The organism is Actinospica sp. (assembly GCF_035552695.1).
Classification (GTDB): domain Bacteria; phylum Actinomycetota; class Actinomycetes; order Streptomycetales; family Catenulisporaceae; genus Actinospica.
Map to the genome: position 1 here is coordinate 14,383 of NZ_DASZKT010000044.1, position 18,696 is coordinate 33,078.

At 70.7% G+C, this 18,696-nt stretch carries 19 protein-coding genes and 1 pseudogene; 10 read left to right on the forward strand and 10 right to left on the reverse strand.

Annotated features, from left to right (window positions below):
* Window positions 1–17: 17 nt before the first annotated feature.
* The 6 genes and pseudogenes from VG296_RS32745 to VG296_RS07260 all read right to left on the reverse strand — a co-directional run bounded on the left by VG296_RS32745 (window position 18) and on the right by VG296_RS07260 (window position 4,795).
* A pseudogene (locus VG296_RS32745) lies at window positions 18–727 on the reverse strand (polyphosphate kinase 2).
* A gap of 182 nt (window positions 728–909) precedes the next feature.
* Entirely contained in the window at window positions 910–1,401 is a 492-nt protein-coding gene (locus VG296_RS07240) for a DUF1877 family protein (RefSeq protein WP_325564394.1), read from the reverse strand.
* Between the two features lie 85 nt (window positions 1,402–1,486).
* On the reverse strand, window positions 1,487–2,542 hold the full coding sequence (locus VG296_RS07245; RefSeq protein ID WP_325564395.1) for a lactonase family protein: 1,056 nt from the start codon (window positions 2,540–2,542) through the stop codon (window positions 1,487–1,489).
* 2 nt (window positions 2,543–2,544) lie between these two features.
* Window positions 2,545–2,961 (reverse strand): RidA family protein, encoded by a 417-nt coding sequence (locus VG296_RS07250; protein WP_325564397.1) that lies wholly within the window; start codon window positions 2,959–2,961, stop codon window positions 2,545–2,547.
* Window positions 2,961–3,734: an IclR family transcriptional regulator gene (locus tag VG296_RS07255; protein WP_325564399.1), complete on the reverse strand. Its 774-nt coding sequence runs from the start codon at window positions 3,732–3,734 to the stop codon at window positions 2,961–2,963. Before VG296_RS07255 ends, VG296_RS07250 begins: the two co-directional genes overlap by 1 nt.
* Window positions 3,731–4,795, reverse strand: coding sequence for a sugar kinase (locus VG296_RS07260; RefSeq protein ID WP_325564401.1), 1,065 nt, complete (start codon window positions 4,793–4,795; stop codon window positions 3,731–3,733). Before VG296_RS07260 ends, VG296_RS07255 begins: the two co-directional genes overlap by 4 nt.
* Before the next feature lie 113 nt (window positions 4,796–4,908).
* Here VG296_RS07260 and VG296_RS07265 point away from each other — a divergent pair, with 113 nt between their 5' ends.
* Genes VG296_RS07265 through VG296_RS07280 form a run of 4 tightly spaced genes read left to right on the forward strand, consistent with a single transcriptional unit; the run spans window position 4,909 to window position 9,375 of the window.
* Window positions 4,909–6,207, forward strand: a complete 1,299-nt coding sequence (locus VG296_RS07265) for an alanine racemase (protein WP_325564403.1) — start codon at window positions 4,909–4,911, stop codon at window positions 6,205–6,207.
* Complete coding sequence (locus VG296_RS07270) at window positions 6,207–7,835, forward strand: D-aminoacylase (protein ID WP_325564405.1); 1,629 nt, start codon at window positions 6,207–6,209, stop codon at window positions 7,833–7,835. Before VG296_RS07265 ends, VG296_RS07270 begins: the two co-directional genes overlap by 1 nt.
* A gap of 1 nt (window position 7,836) precedes the next feature.
* The gene (locus VG296_RS07275) at window positions 7,837–8,466 is read left to right on the forward strand and encodes a bifunctional 4-hydroxy-2-oxoglutarate aldolase/2-dehydro-3-deoxy-phosphogluconate aldolase (protein WP_325564407.1); all 630 of its coding nucleotides are present in this window, start codon (window positions 7,837–7,839) and stop codon (window positions 8,464–8,466) included.
* Window positions 8,467–8,484: 18 nt separating this feature from the next.
* A complete protein-coding gene (locus tag VG296_RS07280) occupies window positions 8,485–9,375 on the forward strand; it encodes an endonuclease/exonuclease/phosphatase family protein (RefSeq protein ID WP_325564409.1) in 891 nt (296 codons plus the stop codon).
* 286 nt (window positions 9,376–9,661) lie between these two features.
* Here the strand turns inward: VG296_RS07280 and VG296_RS07285 are convergent, their stop codons facing one another.
* Window positions 9,662–10,078: an MmcQ/YjbR family DNA-binding protein gene (locus VG296_RS07285; protein ID WP_325564411.1), complete on the reverse strand. Its 417-nt coding sequence runs from the start codon at window positions 10,076–10,078 to the stop codon at window positions 9,662–9,664.
* Between the two features lie 161 nt (window positions 10,079–10,239).
* Here VG296_RS07285 and VG296_RS07290 point away from each other — a divergent pair, with 161 nt between their 5' ends.
* The 4 genes from VG296_RS07290 to VG296_RS07305 are packed head-to-tail and all read left to right on the forward strand — an operon-like array spanning window position 10,240 to window position 13,348.
* A complete protein-coding gene (locus VG296_RS07290; protein ID WP_325564412.1) occupies window positions 10,240–10,866 on the forward strand; it encodes a hypothetical protein in 627 nt (208 codons plus the stop codon).
* Between the two features lie 40 nt (window positions 10,867–10,906).
* On the forward strand, window positions 10,907–11,449 hold the full coding sequence (locus VG296_RS07295) for a copper chaperone PCu(A)C (protein ID WP_325564416.1): 543 nt from the start codon (window positions 10,907–10,909) through the stop codon (window positions 11,447–11,449).
* Between the two features lie 8 nt (window positions 11,450–11,457).
* On the forward strand, window positions 11,458–12,111 hold the full coding sequence (locus tag VG296_RS07300) for an SCO family protein (RefSeq protein WP_325564418.1): 654 nt from the start codon (window positions 11,458–11,460) through the stop codon (window positions 12,109–12,111).
* Window positions 12,104–13,348: a Dyp-type peroxidase gene (locus VG296_RS07305; protein WP_325564420.1), complete on the forward strand. Its 1,245-nt coding sequence runs from the start codon at window positions 12,104–12,106 to the stop codon at window positions 13,346–13,348. The genes VG296_RS07300 and VG296_RS07305 overlap by 8 nt, the downstream gene beginning before the upstream one ends.
* A gap of 16 nt (window positions 13,349–13,364) precedes the next feature.
* Here the strand turns inward: VG296_RS07305 and VG296_RS07310 are convergent, their stop codons facing one another.
* Window positions 13,365–14,396: a GGDEF domain-containing protein gene (locus tag VG296_RS07310; RefSeq protein ID WP_325564422.1), complete on the reverse strand. Its 1,032-nt coding sequence runs from the start codon at window positions 14,394–14,396 to the stop codon at window positions 13,365–13,367.
* Window positions 14,397–14,506: 110 nt separating this feature from the next.
* Window positions 14,507–15,682: an ROK family transcriptional regulator gene (locus VG296_RS07315; protein WP_325564424.1), complete on the reverse strand. Its 1,176-nt coding sequence runs from the start codon at window positions 15,680–15,682 to the stop codon at window positions 14,507–14,509.
* 73 nt (window positions 15,683–15,755) lie between these two features.
* Here VG296_RS07315 and VG296_RS07320 point away from each other — a divergent pair, with 73 nt between their 5' ends.
* Window positions 15,756–16,709 (forward strand): ROK family protein, encoded by a 954-nt coding sequence (locus VG296_RS07320; protein WP_325564426.1) that lies wholly within the window; start codon window positions 15,756–15,758, stop codon window positions 16,707–16,709.
* On the forward strand, window positions 16,706–17,737 hold the full coding sequence (locus VG296_RS07325; RefSeq protein ID WP_325564428.1) for an SIS domain-containing protein: 1,032 nt from the start codon (window positions 16,706–16,708) through the stop codon (window positions 17,735–17,737). Before VG296_RS07320 ends, VG296_RS07325 begins: the two co-directional genes overlap by 4 nt.
* On the opposite strand, the gene VG296_RS07330 is transcribed toward VG296_RS07325, so the two are convergent.
* Window positions 17,734–18,651 carry a glycoside hydrolase family 26 protein gene (locus tag VG296_RS07330; protein WP_325564430.1) on the reverse strand — a complete coding sequence of 306 codons (918 nt, stop codon included), beginning with the start codon at window positions 18,649–18,651 and terminating at the stop codon, window positions 17,734–17,736. The two genes, VG296_RS07325 and VG296_RS07330, sit on opposite strands and share 4 nt — an antisense overlap.
* Between the last annotated feature and the right edge of the window lie 45 nt (window positions 18,652–18,696).

The window sequence follows — 18,696 nt, forward strand, 5'->3', positions numbered from 1 at the left end:
AGTCGGTGAGACCGCCCCTACTGCCCCGACAGCCTCGGCAGGATGTGCTGCGCGTCGCCGTTCTCGAGGCTGCGCTCGACCAGCAGGGCGGCGGAGCCGAGGATCTGCGGGTCCGGCGTCCTGGCGACCTCAGGGTCCTTGTTCGCATACGGGAAAAGGGAGAGCACGTGCTGCATCGCGGCGAGGCGGGCGCGCTTCTTGTCGTTGCTCTTGATCACCGTCCACGGGGCGTCGGCGGTGTCGGTGTAGAAGAACATCGCCTCCTTCGCGTCGGTGTACTGGTGCCAGCGCTCCAGCGATGCGAGGTCCATGGGGCTGAGCTTCCACTGGCGCACGGGGTCCACCTGGCGGATCAGGAACTGTAACGCTGGAAGTACCACTGGGTGCGCTCGCGCTCGGTCGGCTTCTCCAGCGCGACCACGTGCGCTCCGCGCGGGTTCAGGTGCTCGGTGAACCGCTTGATCGTGCCGCCCTCGCCCGCCGCGTCACGCCCCTCGAACAGGATCACCAGCCGGCCGCCGGTTTCCTTGATCCAGTTCTGCAGCTTCAGCAGTTCGATCTGCAGCAGTCGCTTGTCGTGCTCGTACTCGGCGCGGGAGATCCGCTCGGCGTACGGGTAGTTCTCGCGCCAGGTGTCCACCGCGTTGCCGTCGGCGTCGACGAGGACCGGATCGTCGTCGTCCGCGTCCTGCACCCGCAACCCTTCCGTGCGGGTGACGTCTGCCAGGTCCCATCGCCGCGCGTCGGCGTCCGCTTCTGTGCTCACAGAGGCAATATGCCTAATCCGTGATCTCGTCGTCCGGCCATACGCCGAACACTGGGCGAACAGGAGGGAGCCAACCGCGGCTCGACGGGGGTCCGGAACCGCGGCTTTACCGGGCCCGGCGCCGCGGCTCGACTGACCCGGCGCTACAGCTCGACGCTGAAGATCACCGCGCGGCCGTCCTGCGCCGCGGCCTGGAAGAACGCTGCGATGCCTTCGACGTTCCCCCAGGTGTGGGCGAAGTCCTCCTCGCCGCGGCCGCGCTCGTAGCCCGGGAAGGCGAGCGCGTCGTAGCGGCGGCGCAGCCAGGCCTGGTCGATCGGCGTCAGCGCGTCGGCGACGGTGGAGACCTGGTCGGCGCGCACCAGTGCGACGAGGTAGTCCGAGTCCTCACACAGTTGCGCGCCGCCGAGTACGACGTGCGAAAGGGGGAAGGAGCCGGCGCCGGCGTCGAGCGTGCCGTCGGTCAGGCAGCGGTGCAGGGCGTCCCAGGCCCTGTCCGTGCCGAAGGCGAAATCCGCCTCCGAATCCTCCTCGATCTCCTCGACGATCGCGATCACGGCCGCGTCGTCCTCGGCGCCGAGCAGCCGAGCCACGACGTCGTCGCCTATGGCGAAGTGCATCCCCAAGCCGGACATTGCGCCGCGTCCTCTCCCCGGTCGGACTCCCGTCGCTTCGCAGGGAGCGTACCAGCGGCAAGGCCGGGCCGTACGGCTGCGTGCGTCAGCGCATGATGACGCAGGACGGCGCGGGGACGTCCAAGGCCGCGCCGGTCGCGCTCGGGGTGCCGGTAGCCGGGTCGAGAGCGAACACCGTCACCTCGTCGGACAGCTGGTTCGAACAGAACAGCAGCGTGCCGTCGGGGGAGAGCACGATGTCGCGCGGCCATTTGCCACCGGTCGGGACCACGGAGACGAGTTCGGGCTTGCGGGGATCGACAAGCGCGTATGTACGGATGGTGTCCGGGCCGCGTACCGCCAAATGGAGGAAGCGGCCGTCCGGGCTCACCCGGATACCGGAGGGGAAATCCTCGCCGAGCACGCCGTCCTCGACGATCGGCACGTACGCGAGCGGGTGCAGCCGGCCGGTCGCCGCGTCGTATTCGCACACCGCGACCTCGAAGCCGAGTTCGCCGATGATGTACGCCAGTTCGCCGTTCGGGTGGAACGCCACATGGCGCGGTCCGAACGCGGGACGCAACGTCGTGCGCGACGCTTCGATGAGCGCGCCGTTCTCGGCGTCGAGTGCGTACGCGTACACGGTGTCGGTGCCGAGGTCGATCGCGTGGACGAAGCGGCCGTCCGGGTCTTCGGCGATCATGTGGGCGTGCGGCCCGGCCTGGCGCTCGATGTACGGGCCCGAGCCGACGTGCTGGACGAGCGTGGTCTGCTCGCCGACCGTGCCGTCCGCCGCGATCGGGTGCGCGGAGACCGAGCCCGAGACGTAGTCCGCCGCCACGAGATGCGTGCCACCGTTGACGACCGCAAGGTGGCAGGTCCCTGATCCGCCGGTCGGCTGCGCGTTCAGCACGCTGAGATCGCCGGTCTCGTCCAAGGCCAGCGCCAGCACGGCGCCCCGCTCGCCTTCGCAGGCCGCGTATACGAACCGGCCGTCCGCGCCGGCGGTGAGCCACGTCGGGTCCACGTTCGGCGCGATGGGGGTGACGCCGCGAAGCTCGATCCGCGAGCCGTCGGGCGTGACCGTGGCCCGGAAGATCCCGCGCTCCGGGCTCGGCCCTTCGGTGTAGCTGCCGATGAGCAGTTCAATGTTCGTGCTCATGCTCACGCCTCCTCCGAGACCACGGCCAGCGCGTCGATCTCGACGAGCATCTCGGCGTGCGGCAGGCCGGTGAAAACGGTCGTGCGCGCGGGCAGGATCCCCGACGGAACGTGCTTGGCGACGAACTCGCCGTACGCCTCGTTCATCGCGGCGAAGTCCTCCCGCTGGGTCAGGTAGACGCGGAACATGATCACGTCCTCGACGCCCGCGCCGCCCGCCTCCAGGATGGCGCGCACGTTCTCGAGTGTCACCAGCGTCTGCGCCTTGACGTCCCCGAGGGCGACGTAGCGGCCAAGCCGCGCGTCCATCGGCCCCTGCCCGGCCACCTGAAGCATCGGACCCTTGCGCACGCCCTGCGAGAAGGTGTGCGCGGGGGCCGGGGCGGCGTCGGTGAGAATCGCCGACTTCTGATATGACATCAGTGCTCTGCTTTCTTTCTTGAGTGGTCCGGGTCCGGCCAGCCGCAGTCGGCGGAGATCGCCGCCGCCGTCTTGAGCAGGTCCGGCAGGATCGCCATCACCTGGTCGAAGTCGAGCAGCACGTCGGGCACCGAGATCGACGCCGCGGCCACCACCTGGCCGCTGGCGTCCCGGATCGGTGCGCCGACGCAGTTGATGAAGGTCTCGTGCTCGCCATGATCCACCGCGTAGCCCTGCTCGGCGACCCGGACGAGCTCGGACAGCAGGGCATCCGGGCTGGTCAGCGTGTTCGGCGTCATCGCTTCGTACTCGATCGATTCGGCCACGGCGCGGCGCTCGGGCAGCGAGAGACCGGCCAGCAGCACCTTCGCGACGGCCGTGCAGTGCAGCCTCGCGCCCAGGCCGATCCGCGAGTACATCCGGACCGGGTGCCGCGAGTCGTATTTGTCGATGTAGACGACTTCGCCGCCCTCGTACGCGGCGAGATGCACGGTGTGGCCGGTCTCGCGGTTGAGCGCGGCGAGATGCGGCGCGGCGACTGCCCGCACCGGGCGCTGCTCGAGTGCCCGGCTGGAGAGCGCGAACAGGCCCGCGCCGAGGTGGTAGCGGTACGCGGCGTCCCGGAAGACGAGCCGGTCTTCTTCGAGCGTGCGCAGCAGCCGCAGCACCGTGGTCTTGTGCACGTCGAGCAGAGCGGCGAGGTCGTCGAGTGAGCGCGGGCCCTCGGCGAGTTCGGTCAGCAGGCGCAGTGCGCGGCTCAGGCTCTGGCTCACGGAGCGGCCCCGGCGAATATGCCCCGAGCGGCTCGGACGGCAGACCACTGCGACGCGGATGAGTCCAGTAGCGCGCTGAGCAGATCGGGCGACGGCGGCGAGCAGTGGTCGCCGTCGACCATCAGGACGGACGCGGCGCACACGTGACCGAGGCGGAGTCGTCGCCGCTGGTCGTAGCCGCGCAGCAGCCCGGTCAGATAGCCGGCGGCGAACGCGTCCCCGGCTCCGATCGGTTCGACCACGTCGACGGCGAGCGCGGGCTCGGTGACCACGCCCTCGTCATCGAACGCTGTCACGTGGTGACCTGAGTCCTTCACCACGAGAACGCGCGGGCCCGGTAGCAGAGCACGCAGACGCTGCGGGTCGTCGGTACCGAACACCGCCTCGGCCTCGTCCGCGCCGAGCAGCACCACGTCGGCCCGGTTCGCGAGCTCGGCGAGGATGGCAGCGGGCTTGTGGTCGAGATCAGAGCCGAGACGAGTCCACAGCCCCGGCCGCCAGTTCAGATCGAAGCTGACCAGCTGTCCCGGCCGACGCCGATCGAGCACGGCCTCGACCAGCCGACGGCCGCCGTCGCGCCCGGCGCGGTATCCGAGTGCGGCCGTGATCCCGGTCAGGTGCACGAGCCGCGCCTCGTTCAGCAACGCCGCAGCCCGCGGCTCGTCGAGCGACTTCGGATCGAGCGCGGATGCGGCCGAATCACTCCGGTAGTAATGCAGCTTGCTGCTACCGGGACCGAGGTCGAAGGCCGAATCGGCGGACCTGCCGATCTCCTTGACGTACAACCCGGTCGGACGATGCGGATCGACGGCCACGCCCGAGGATTCCACGCCACGTTCCGCCAACTGGGTGATTATGAGCCGACCGAAGCCGTCCGCACCGACCCGGCTGATCCACGCCGTCGACACGCCGAGCGCCGCGAGCCCGCAGGCCACGTTCGACTCCGCGCCGCCCACGCCGCGCCGGAAGACCTCGGCCCGCTCCAGCGGACCCGGCTGCTCGGGCACCAGAACCGCCATCGTCTCGCCGATGCACACGGCGTCGACCACCGTATCCGGCACGGGCCCTCCTTCGGCGGTCCATTGACCTTCGTCGAGCCGCGATGCTACAAGTTGCGTGTCACACTGCGCAATATCCGTTGCGTAATTTGCAACGCGTCGAAGGGGTCGTCCGGATGTCAGCCACGCAAGCCGCGATCGACCACGAGGCGGTGGCCGCCCTCGCCGACGAGCCGCTCGACTGGCGGTTCAAGGCGATCCCGGTCTCCGCGTGGGGAAAGACCGCCGGCGGGTTCCTGGCCGAGCGCCCGCGGCTGGCCGACCTCGGCACCCCGCTGCTCACCCTCGACGCTCCGGCGCTCGAGGCCAACCTCGCCGCGATGGCCGCGTACTGCGCCGAAGCAGGGGTCGAACTCGCGCCGCACGGCAAGACGACGATGGCGCCCGAGCTCTGGTCCCGGCAGCTCGCGGCGGGCGCGCGCGGGATCACCGTCGCGAACGTACCGCAGGTCCGAGTCGCCCGAGCGTTCGGCGTGCGACGGATCTACCTCGCCAACGCCTTGGTGGACGCGGACGCACTGCGCTGGATCTCCGCCGAGCTCGACGCCGACCCCAGCTTCGAGTTCAGCTGCTGGGTCGACTCGAAGCGCGGGGCCGAGACGATCTACAACGTTCTGCGCCATCGTGAGGCCTATTGGCCGATGAATGTGTTCATCGAGCTCGGCGCGCCCGGCCGGCGCACCGGCGTCCGGACGGTCGATGAGGCCGTCGAGATCGCGCAGGCCATCGCCACCCTGCCGATGCTGCGGCTTGTCGGCGTCGCAGGGTACGAGGGCGTGCTCGGGCACGACGCGTCGCCGGGGAGCCTGGAGGCTGTGCGCGGCTACCTGCACCGCCTGGCCGAACTGCACAGCAGGCTTCTGGCCTCGGGCCTTTACAGCAGCGACGTCGACACGGTGTGGCTCACGGCTGGCGGCAGCGCATTCTTCGATCAGGTCGTCGACGTGCTCGGCCCGCTGGCGGGTCCCGGGGTCAAGGTTCTGCTCCGCTCCGGCGCGTACCTCATCCACGACGACGGCTTCTACGCCGGGATCTCCCCGTTCTCGCGCGGAATCGGCAAACCGCTGACTTCGGCGATGCACGGCTGGGCCCGCGTGCTCTCGCGCCCGGAATCGGGCCTGGCGCTGCTCGACGGCGGCAAGCGCGACTTCCCGTTCGACGAGGGACTGCCGACGCCGCAGCGCCTTCACCGGGCGGCGTCGGTGACCGCGATCGCCGACCAGCACACGTTCCTCAAGTTCGATCCGCTCGAGTTCGATCCGCACGGGGAACCGGAACCGGCCGTCGGCGACGTCGTCCGCTTCGGCCTGTCGCACCCGTGTACCGCCTTCGACAAGTGGTCGATGATCCCGGTCGTGGACGACGCCTCGGCCGCCGACCCGCGCGTCGTCGGCCTGGTGAGGACGTACTTCTGATGCCTGGCACCCGCCTCGCCCTGCGCGGCGCCACGGTCATCGACGGAACCGGTGCTCCCCGCTACCGTGCCGACGTCGTGATCGCAGACGGCCAGATCGCCGACATCGCTCGCGACGGCGAGCCGATCGTCGCCGATCGGTCCATCGATGTCACAGGGCTCGTACTCGCGCCGGGCTTCATCGACATGCACGCCCACTCCGACCTCGCACTGCTCGCCGAACCGGAGCACCTGGCCAAGATCAGCCAGGGCGTGACGCTGGAAGTCCTCGGCCAGGACGGTCTCGCGTACGCCCCGGTCGACGAGGTGACGCTCGCGAACATCCGTCGCCAGATCGCCGGCTGGAACGGCGATCCCGCAGGCCTCGACTGGAACTGGCGCAGCGTGGGGGAGTACCTCGACCGCCTCGACTCGTCCGGCATCGCGACGAACGCCTGCTACCTCGTGCCGCACGGCACGGTCCGCATGCTCGTGCTCGGATACGACGCCCGCGTCCCTTCAGCGGACGAACTCACGCGTATGCAAGCCCTGATTCACACCGGAATGACCGAAGGCGCGGTCGGCATCTCCTTCGGTCTCGGCTACACGCCCGGCATGTACGCCACGACCGCCGAGCTGACCGAACTCTGCCGCGTCGTCGCGGAACTCGGCGGCTTCTTCGCGCCGCATCACCGCTCGTACGGCGCGGGCGCCCTCGACGCGTACGCCGAGATGATCGACGTGTCGCGAGCCTCCGGCTGCCCGCTGCACCTCTCGCACGCGACCATGAACTTCAACGTCAACCGGGGCCGCGCCGGCGAACTGCTCGCGCTCCTCGACGCGGCTATCGCAGACGGCTGCGACATCAGCCTCGACACGTACCCGTATCTGCCCGGATCGACCACGCTCGCCGCGCTGCTGCCGAGCTGGACCTCGGCGGACGGCCCGGACGGCGTGCTCCGGCTGCTCAAGGACCCGGCCGCGTGCGCGCGCATCCAACAGGACATCGAGGTGCGCGGATCAGACGGCTGTCACCGCGTCCCGATGGACTGGAACACGATCCAGATCTCCGGCGTCGGGGACCCCGAGCTCACCGCGAACGTCGGCCGAACGATCGAGGAACTGGCGCGCGCGGTGGCCCGGCCGCCCTTCGACGTCTTCCGCGAACTGCTTATCGCCGACCGCCTCGCAACCACGATCCTGCACCTCGTCGGCCACGAGGAGAACGTCCGCGCGATCATGCGGCACCCCGCGCACACCGGCGGCAGCGACGGCCTGCTCGTCGGCACGCGCCCGCACCCGCGCGCCTGGGGCACCTTCCCGCGCTACCTCGGCCACTACACGCGCGAACTCGGCGTGCTCGGCCTGGAGGAGTGCGTCGCGCACCTGACCGGCAACGCGGCACGCAGGCTGCGGCTGCATGACCGAGGGCTGATCCGCCCGGGCTACGCGGCCGACCTGGTGCTCTTCGAAGCGGAGACGGTCCGCGACACCGCCACGTACGACGAGCCGCGGCAGCAAGCCACCGGCATCGAGCACGTGTTCGTCAACGGCGTCGCGACCCTCGCGGAGGGCCGACCCACCGGAGCCCTCGCCGGCCGCGCACTCCGCCGCTCCGCAAACGGCCTCGTCGCACAGATGGGAATGTAAATTGACGTCTGCTCTCAACACGATAGCCGCGGACCGGATCCTCGCCGTGGTCCGCGCGCCGAGTGTCCCCGATCCGGGAGAGCTGTGCGCGGCCCTCGCCTCCGGCGGCATCCGTACGGTCGAGTTCACGTACACGACGCCCGACCTGCCCGCGGTCCTCGCCGCGGCGGCGAAGGCCCGGAAGCCCGGCCAGCACATCGGTGCCGGGACGGTCATGACCGCCGAGCAGGCCCACGCCGCGATCGACGCGGGCGCCGAGTTCCTGGTCACCCCGGCCGTCCGGCCCGAGGTCGCCGCCGTCGCCGCGCGCCACGACGTGCCGGTCTTCCTCGGTGCCCTCACCCCGACCGAGGTGCTCCAGGCCATGGACCTCGGCGCCGCCGCCGTGAAGATCTTCCCCGCCTCAGCCCTCGGTGCGCGCTATCTCAAGGATCTGCACGGACCCTTCCCGGACGCCAAGCTCGTCCCCTCCGGCGGCGTCAGTTCCAGCAACGCCCGCGACTTCCTCGACCACGGAGCCTTCGCAGTGTGCTGCGGTACGGAGGTGGTCCCGCCCGCCGTCGTCGCGGCGGGCGGCCACGCCGAGATCGCCGAACGCGCCGCCCGCTTCGTCGCCTCGCTGGCTGGATAGTCGGATACGATCGCCGCGATGCGCATCGCGACGTTCAACGTGCTTCACGGCCGCCTCCTGCACGACGACGCCCGGCAAGCGCGACCAGATGGACGCGACGGCCAGCAGGGATCGCCCCTCGCCGACGCCGTGGCGGCCCTGGACGCCGACGTCCTCGCGCTCCAGGAACTCGACCGATTCCAGGAGCGTTCGGGCGAGGTGGACCAGGCCTCGGTCGCAGCGACGGCGATGAGCGCGACCGACTGGCGTTATGCCTCCGCGTTCCACGGCCGGGCCATACCGGACGTGGGCTGGGTCCGCGATCACAGCGCCCCGGAGCTTACCGTCTGCGGACCCGAGGACGCCGAGACGCAGAACACGCTCCCGTCCCACGGAACGGCGCTGCTCACGCGTCTGCCGGTCAGGCTGTGGCGAGTGCGCAGGTTCGCCGGCGCGCCCGGCGGCATGCCGCTGCGCGTCGTCGGACGCAAAGGCCTGCTACCGGTCCGCGACCACGCGCGCGTCGCCATCGCGGCAGTGCTCGAATCCCCGCGCGGCCCGCTCACGGTCGTCGCGACGCACCTGTCGTTCGTCCCCGGCTGGAACGTGTGGCAGCTCGCCTCTCTCACCAGATGGATCGCCGACCTGCCGCGCCCCCATCTGCTCCTCGGCGACCTCAACCTCGTCGGCCCCGTACCGCGCGCCGTACTCGCCGGCGGCGAACTGTTCGCCGGCCTGACGAACGGCACGCGCCCAGAGCACCACTGGCACGACCTGGCCCGAACCGCGACCTATCCCGCGAACCATCCCCGCGTCCAGTTCGACCGCATCCTCGCCTCCGGCATCCCCCGTTCGGCGGTACGCGCCGTCCACGCCCCGCAGGCCTCGATCTCGGACCACCGCCCGCTGATCGTCGAACTGGACGACTGAGGCCCGACCGAGGCCCGGTCGGGGCTTGCAGGTCGCACGCCGCTGGGGCGACGCGGGCTCGCCGAGGTTGCCGAACGCTGGGCGAAGGGTATGCCGGGCGTGAGCGTTCGGGGGGCCGAAGGTAGCGGGGCAGTGGGATCACTGGCCGGCTTCGGCATGTTCGATCGCTAGTGTCCACGATACGGGCGTTCAGTTATGTCATGTTCTGTCAGCGTATGATCTTAACCGGTGATGGGACACGGGCGTTCAGAGCGCGTCCGTGCCCCATCCCGTCCGGCTGCCTCGACTATGACGCCGGCTCCGGCTCGTCCGCGGCGCCGTTCGAGGCCTCCCACTGCTTGACCAGGCGCTTGGGCGCGCGGCAGAGCCAGGCCTCGATGATGAGCTCCTCGAGCTCGGTGCGGTCGATCTTGTCGAGGAGCGCCAGGATCGCCGGGTAGCCGTCGAAATGCGGGATGGTGAAGTAGACCTCGGGGTCGGACGCGACCAGCGCCTGCTTCACGCCGAGCTCGGCCACCCGCGCGCCGAGAATCGGGCCCTGCGGCGCGGCGTCGCCCAGCATCTCGAGGTCCGCGCGGCGTAGCGGGCGCTCCCAGACGAACAGGGATTTGCGCACGCGCCAGGCCATCAAGCCCCAGTGCTCACCCTCCGTGACCTCGGGCAGGGAGTTGGCGATGCGCCGTACGTCGTTCCACGTGGCCATGTGCACCACTCCGTCCGGTCGACAGGCTAGTCCGTGCGCCGCCGATCCCAGCTTAGGCGGTCACCAGCGGTTCCGCGCGCACCCCGCCGCCGACCCGTGATCGGCGCTCTGAAAAGATGGCCCGCACTATGGCGACCACGGCTGGCCGGAACCTGCGGTGCGTGCGAGCGGCGATCTTCGCCGCGATGTGCGTGGGCCTTTCCGCGGCCGGCCACATCTGGATGTCCGGCGACGTGATCCCGCTGTGGGCCGTCGTGTTCGCCTTCGCCGCCCTCACCGCGTCGGGCTACGTCCTCGCCCGCCGCCAGTTCGGGTTCCTGTCGATCTCGGCGCTGATGCTGCTCGGTGAACTCGCCCAGCACTTCCTGTTCACGGCAGCGCAGAGTCCGGCGCTCATGGCATCCACTTCTGTCCCCGCGCTGCCCACGTTCGTCTCTGGGCGCGTCGTGCCCACGTCGGCGTGGTTCTGCGGCATGCCGGCGCATTCCGCCATGAGTCGCGGCGGCGTCGGGATGGTCGCGGCGCACGCCGGGGCCGGACTTCTGTGCGCGTGGTGGCTGCGATGCGGTGACGCGGCGCTCTTCCAGATGCTGCGCGTCCGCGCTGCCTTGGCCGCGCCCCTGCTGCTGTTGCCGGACTGGCCCGCGACGCTCGCCGTCCCCGACTTCCTGCGCACCCCGCCGACGTCCGTGTTCGACGACGCGCACCTTCTCGGCCGCTACAACCGGCTGTTCTCCACGGTCGTCGCTCGCCGCGGCCCGCCGTGCCCCCGCATCCGCATCGTCTGACCCAACGTTCTCAATGCCCTGATTGCGGGAGCACTTCGCCATGCGGTTTTTCCTGCCCGTATGCGCGCTGGCGGTATTGGCCACCGCCACGGCGTGTACGTCGACGTCCACTGCGGCGTCACCTATAGCCACAGCCACCACCTCGACCACGGCGACCGGCCCGCGCGGCTCGGTATCCGTCGGCGACATCAAGATCTCCAACGCCTACATCCCCCAGCCCGCCTCGCCCGACGTCGCGGCCGCGTACTTCACGGTGACCGACGTCGGTGCCAAGGGCGACGTGCTGCTCTCCGCGACCTCCGACCCCTCGTCGCAGGCCTCGCTCATGCAGGAGTCGGAGACCGGAGCCGACGCGGGGACGATGGCGAACATCAGCGGCGGCCTGTCCATCCCGGCCGACGGAGCCGTGGAGCTCGGGCCCGGCGGCTACCACCTGATGCTCACCAACCCCGCCGCGACGCTCACCGCCGGCGAGACCGTCGTCTTGAGGCTCCGCTTCAAGACGACCGGCACCGTGACGCTCAAGGTCCCGGTCACCTCGCTGCTCTCCGACGCCCAGACGTCCTCCATGCCCGGAATGTGAGCCCCAGAATGATCAAGACTCGTACGATTCTCGCCGGCGTGCTCGCCATCGGGTTGATCGGCACCGTCGGCGCGTGCGGCTCGTCCTCCTCGAGCTCCGCGTCCTCCGGCTTCGTCGTCGACTCGGCGCCGAGTTCGCTCTTCGACGGCGACCAGCTCACCCAGCCGTTCGCCAAGCCGAACGTCACGCTGACCGACACCTCCGGCAAGCAGTTCAACCTGGTCCAAGGGACGAAAGGCAAGCTGACGCTCGTCTACTTCGGCTACACGCACTGCCCGGACGTGTGCCCGACCACGATGGCCACCCTCGCCGCGACCATGCGCACACTGACATCAGCCCAGGCCGCTCAGGTCGACGTGGTCTTCATCTCCTCCGACCCGAAGCGCGACACTCCCGCCGTGCTGCACGCCTGGCTCGGCCAGTACGACCCGAAGTTCATCGGCCTGACCGGCGCTTTCGGCACGATCCAGAGCGCCGCTTCGTCGCTGGGCATCACGATCGAGCCGCCGACCGACACGAACGGCCAGTACACCGTGACGCACGGCGCCGAGGTCATCGCGTTCGACGCCGAGGGCAAGGGCGACCTCGTCTACACGTCGGGTACGAGCGTCCCGCAGTTCCAGCACGACATTCCGCTGCTGCTGGCGGGCCGTGATGGCTGAAATCTCGCGCCGCAAGCTGTTCGCGTACAGCGGCGCCGTCGGCGCGGGCGGTGTAGCCGCCGGTGCCGTCCTGCCGCGCGCGTCGTCCGCCCAGACCTCCGAGCCCGCCGGGTCAGCCACCTCCATCGCGAACCAACGGCTTCCGTTCTACGGCGCGCATCAGCCGGGGATCGCGGCGCCCGTCCAGGCCCAGGGCTGGCTCACGGCGTTCGATCTCAAGCCCGGTTCGACCGTCGCCCAACTGCGAACCCGAGTACGCACCCTGCTGCGCGACTGGACGTCGATCGCCGCGACGACGATGGCAGGCCGGCCGCTGCCGTCGGCCGACGATGCGATGGCGTACGGACGTGGCCCCGGCGCGCTGACCGTGACCGTGGGCGTCGGCGCGTCGCTGCTCACGAAGCTCGGGCTCGGCCACCAGATCCCGGCGGCGCTGGCACCGCTCCCGATCTTCCTCGGCGACGAGATCGACTCCGCGTCGTCGGACGGAGATCTCGCGCTGCTCGTCGCCGCGAACGACGGCCTCGTCGCCGTGCACGCGCTGCGGGCCATGCAGCGCCGCGCCGCGGCGACGACCACGCAGCGGTGGCAGACCAACGGCTTCGGCGAGGCCGGCGGCGTGATGCCGAGCCCGACGGCGACCTCGCGCAACCTCATGGGGCAACTCGACGGCACCGGCAACCCGAAGCCCGGGACGGCCGCGTTCGACCAGACCGTATACGTGCCCTCAACCGGCATGCCGGACTGGATGCGCGGCGGCAGCTATATGGTCTATCGGCGGATCAGGATGCTGCTGAACACGTGGGACGCACTCGATCGCCGGCAGCAAGAGGTGGTGATCGGTCGCGACAAGGTGACCGGTGCGCCGTTGTCTGGCGGCACGGAGTTCACCGCGCCCGACTACGAGAAGTTCGACTCATCGGGTCAGCTGCTGATCCCACCGGGCTCGCACATCCGGCAGGCCAGCGCGGAATTCAACTCCGGTGCGACGATCTACCGGCGCCCGTTCAGCTACTACAACGGCGTCCGCGGCGACGGCAGCCCTGATGCGGGCCTGATGTTCCTCGCCTTCCAACAGAATCCGGCGAAGGGATTCACGATCATCCAGCAGCGGCTGGCGGGCGCCGACACGCTCAGCACGTTCATCCGCCATGAAGCGAGCGGACTGTTCGCGATGCTGCCCGGCTGCGCGAAGGAGGGCGACTACCTCGGGCGGGCGTTGCTCGAAGGCGTCTGAGTCACCGCCCGAGTCGTCACCGGGACGGCGTGGCCACGGTGCCCACGCGGTCCCGGCCCATCGCCTTCGCCGCGTACAGGCCCGCGTCAGCGAGGGCGAACAGCTCGTCGGGCGAGGCCTTGGTGTCCTGGCTCGTCGCCACGCCCACGCTCACCGTGATCGGATGCGGCCAGTCGCGGGTCCGCGTGCGCACGGCGTCGCAGAGCTCTTGCGCCCGCCGGGCCGCCTGGCCGGGGGCGCAGTCGGGGATCAGCACGCCGAACTCCTCGCCGCCGATCCGGCCGACGACGTCCATCGTGCGGAACATTTCGCTGAGCAGCGCGCCGAGCTGACGCAGCGCCTGATCGCCCGCCTGGTGGCCCCACGAGTCGTTGACCCGCTTGAAGTGGTCGATGTCGATGAGCAGCAAGCCCATCGGCGGGCCGCCGCGCACGTGCCGCGAGTGTTCGCGGGCGAGCGACTCGTCGAAGCCGCGCCGGTTGATCAACTCGGTGAGCTCATCGGTGCGGGCGAGGTTCGCGAGCATCGTGCGCAGCCGGTTCGACTGGGCCTGCAGCCGGGTGACCATCCAGCAGATCACGGTCAGCGAGGCGCAGACCTCTACCCACAGCACGACGCCGTCCACGCCCCGGCTGACCGACGCCAGTACCGCGAACGCGCTCGCCACGACGCCCATCGTGATCCACGCGGTGCGCGCGGAGAGCACGGCGGCGGCGAACGTCACCGGCCAGGTGAGCAGCAGCGGCCCGAGCGGGCTCGGCGACTTGTCCACGGCCGTCGGGATGCACACCATGATCGCCGAGATCGACGGCAATACGTTGATCAGCCAGTATGGCACCCGGCCTGGCGAGCGCAGCAGCAGCAACCCGAAGAGGACGGCGAGAGCGCTCAGCACGTAGTTGAGCAGCCGAGTTGTCGGCTCGAAGGACTCGTGCCGCAGGTCGGAGAGCGCCGTGATGCCGCTGACCAGTACCCCGGCCGCGATCATCAGCCGCCCGCCGACGGCGCGCGCGGCCCACTGCTCGGTCCCGCGATCGCGCCCCTCCATGGGCGTGCCGTGCCGATCTGCCCGCCCAGCCGACCCGGCGTTCATGATCCGAGCAAATCACACGCAACTGAGAATCGCCCGCCGACACCCGTCACGATGTTGACGCGATTTCACTCCTTCGCGCAGGCCGCGAAGACGGATTCGCGGGCCGCGGTGACGCCGGTGGCGATGGCGCCGCGCAGCACGGCTTCGGCGCCGAGGGCGCTCACGGCGAGCTGCGGGCGCAACGGGGTGATCGCGGCGAGGGCGTCGGTGACGTGCGGTTCCAGCAGATCGAGGTTCTGGCCGATGCCGCCGCCGAAGACGATCAGCTCGGGATCGAGGAACGCGAGGATCCCGGCGACGAGGCTGCCGATGTAGCCGCCGACGCCGCCGACCGTGCGCAGGGCCGGCTCGTCGCCCGCGCGTGCCGCGGCGAAGATCCTCTCGGCGGTCAGACGGCCCGTCATCCCTTCCTCCTCGGCGCGCCGGACGATCCCGTCGGCGGCGACCGACTCCTCCAGCATGCCGCGCCGCGCGTTCGTCGAGCGGCAGTCGCCCAGCGGCAGGAAGCCGATCTCGCCGGCCGCGCCGCGTCCCCGGTAGAGCTGCCCGCCGAGCACGAGGCCGAGACCCACACCCGTGCCGAGTTGCAGGTAGACGAAGTTGCGCAGGCCGAGTGCGGCACCGTACGCATGCTCGCCGAGCGCCGCGAGATTGGCGTCGTTGTCGATCGTCAGCGCCGCGCCCAGGCGGTCGGCCAGGGTCTCCGCGAGGCCGGGGCGTTGCCAGCCGGGCAGATTCGGCGCGTAGCGGATCGTCGACTGGGCGGCCGAGAACACGCCGGGGGAGCCGACCACGGTGTGCGTCACGTCCGCCGCACCGATGCCCACCTGCAGCGTGGCCTGCGCGACGACGGAATCGACCTGGTCCACGAGCGCGTCCGCGGTCCGCGCGCGGTTGCGCACCTCGAGCGGCGGGCCGAGCGGATCTCCCGCCAGGTCCGTGACGAGCACGCGCAGCTTCTCCCGGCCGATGTCGACGCCGAGCACGCGCCCGGCCGCCGGGTTCGCCTCGTATGCCGCGGCCGGCCTGCCGTGCTCCGGCTCGTGCCGTCCGGCCGGGCGCACCAGGCCGGCGTGCTCGAGATCACGCAGTGCCGCGATGACCGTCGGCAGCGAAAGGCCGGTCTCCCGGGCGAGCCGCGGCCGGGTCGCGGGCCCGTGCGCGAAGAGCCGGTCCAGCAGCAGTCGCTGGTTCATCCGGCGCAGCAGCGAGGGGGCCGCCGCGGCCGCCGTCCGCTCCATCGCACCTCCCGCGGCCAAGTGTAGGGGCGGTGTCGGGTTGACACTAAAGTATCTTTAGTAAATGCTCCTAACTATGCAGCACGCAAGCCAGACGGTCATCGGCATAGATTTCGGCGGCACGAAGATCGAGGCCGCCCTCGCCGGCGTCGACGGCACGCTGCTGGAGCGGGAGCGGTTGGAGACGCACGCGGAGCGCGGTCCGCGCCAGGCGTTGGAGCGTGCGGCCGATGCCGTGCGACGGCTGCAAACGCGGGCCCGTGCTGAGTACGGCGTGACGGTGACCGGGTACGCCGCCGTGGCGCCGGGCATCGTGCAGCGCGAGCGGATCCTGCTCACGCCGAACCTGCCGGGCTGGGAGGACGTGGCGCTGGGCTGCGCGCTGCAAGACGTGCTCGGCCTGGAGCATCCGCCCGCGGTCGGCAACGACGTGCGCGCCGGAGCGATGGCCGAACTGCGCTTCGGCGCGTTGCGCGGCGCGGATCCCGGCCTCTATATCAGCCTCGGCACGGGAATCTCCGCGGCCGTCACGATCGGCGGACGAGTGCTGGCCGGGGCGAATCAGGCCGCTGGGGAGATCGCGTACGTCGATCCCGGCGGCAGCGCGGTTCGGGGTCCGGGCTCGGCGCCGCTCGAGGAGATCGTCGGCGGCCGCTCGATCGGCGAGCGTGCCAGTGCTCTGCTGGGGGAGCAGGTGACCGCCGCCGAGGTCTTCGCCCGCGCGGCGACGGATGAGGCCGCGCGCGCGATCGTGCAGGAGACGCTCGACGTGCTCGCGAGGTCGATCGCCAATATCTCCGCTCTGATCGACCCCGAGCTCATCGTCATCGGCGGGGGCATGATGGCGTCGGCCGACGTGATCCTCGCAGCGCTGGACACGCATCTGGCCGCGGCGTTGCCCTTCCCGCCGCGCGTCGCGGCAGCGCATTTCACTCGTGACGCCTCGTTGCACGGCGCCGTCGCCCTGGCCCTGTTCGAGATTGCCCAGCCCGAGGAATCCCAGCTCACGACCGTAGGAAGTTGCGCATGAACACCAAGATGAGCTCCGAGATGACCGAGCAGCCGCAGGTTCTCGGGCGCCTCGCCGAGCGTTTCGGCGCGATTGCCGAGCAGGTGCGCGAAGTCGCCGCGGAGTCAGGTGCCGTCAAGGGTGTGGCGTTCCTCGCGCGGGGCTCCTCGGACAACTCCGCGCTGCTCGGCCGCTACGCCATCGAGCAGCAGACCGGGCTGCCCACGAGCCTCGTCGCACCGAGCATCGTCACCGTCTATAAGCAGCGTCCCGAGCTCTACCGCGGCTGGCTGCTCGTCGCGCTCTCCCAGTCCGGCCGTACACCCGAGATCGTCGACATCGCCGGACGCTACGCCGAATGCGGCGCGTCGGTCGTGGCCGTGACGAATAACCCTGATTCCGCTCTCGCTCGGGCCGCCCGGCTGCACGTCGCCCTCGACGCGGGGCCCGAACTCGCCGTGCCCGCGACGAAGACCGTCACCTCTCAGATGCTCGCCATCCTCGCGATCGCGGCCGGCCTCGGGGATGCGGACGCCGGGCTCTCGGAGGCCGACGTGGCGCGGATCCCCGATGCCGCGGCGACGATTCTGGCCGATTTCGCGCCCGTCGAACGCGTCGTGGCAGCGCTGGCCGAACACCGCGGAATGGCGATCGTCGGCCGCGGCGCCTGCTACCCGGCGGCGTTGGAGACGGCGCTCAAGCTGCAGGAAACCCTCGGCGTGATGGCGCACGGCTTCTCCAGCGCCGACTTCCGGCACGGTCCGATCGCGGTCTGCGGCCCGGACGCCCCCGCCGTCCTGCTCGCCGGCTCCGGCCCCGCCGACGACGACACGCGCGCCCTGCGCTCCGATCTCGCCGCCCGCTCGGCCCATGTCGCCGAACTCGGCACCGGCCCGAACGCGGACGCCGCCTGGCCCGCCCTAGGCACCATGGCGGAGTGCATCCTCGCCACCGTGCGCGGCCAGCAACTCGCCCTCGCCACGGCCGCGCACCTCGGCGTCGACCCGGACCAGCCGACCGGTCTCAACAAGGTCACACTGACGCACTAGCCGGAGGCGGACGGGAACAACCGGTCGCTGCGTTGCTCAACGAGCCGGCGGAAGAGCGCGGCACCGCTCGGATTGTCGACGAGCAGGTCGTCGCGCTGCGTTCCCGTGTAGTTGAAGTACACCAGGGCTTTGACGGTCGCCCGGTATCGGTCGGCCCAGGCGAAGACGAGGTTGAAGGCCTGCACCGGATCCTGCTTGGGAGCGCCGGGGGCCCACTCGGCCAGCATCGCCGGTTCGCCCTCGCCCACGGCATAGGCGGCGAGCGCATTGAGGCCGCCCGGGCCGGAGATGTACGAGGTCGCGTCGGAGGGCTCCAGGTAGGCGTCCATGCCGATCCAGTCCACGTATTCGCCGCCGGGATACCAGTCCGTCCAGGGCCGTCCGCCGAGGTCGCCGACGTTCGGGCACCAGACGAACGCGGCATTCGTGGCGCCCTGCTGCTGGAAGATCTCCCAGATGTGCCGCCAGGCGGCGACGTAGGCGCTCGCACTCACCGCGGTGCTGTCCCACTCGGGGTACCAGGACCCGTTCATCTCCCAGTCGAGCCTGAGGAAGACCGGCTTGCCGTACGCGGCGACCGCCTTGGCCTGGGCGCGCAGGTACGTGTCCTGCGACCCGTCGGCCACCTTGCCGCCGGTGAAATCCACGCCCCAGGACACCATTGGGATCGTGCCGGGCAGACCGCGCACGGTGCTGAGGACGTCCGCGACGCTGCCGTCGTCGCCCTTGGTGTAGCCGCCGAGGACGGCCGGTCGGGAGAGCCCCAGGGCCGAGTCGAAGCCCGCGATCCCCGCGTGCGAAGTGTCGACGCCGAGGTAGAAGCGGCCGCTCGCGGGGATCGCGGGCGCGGCCAGGGGCTCGTGATGCCACGGCCCGGGCAGGAAGAAGCGGCCGAGCGCGGCGACGACCACCACCGTCGCCGCGATCGCCGCGTTCCTCGCGTGGATTCGACTGCTGAG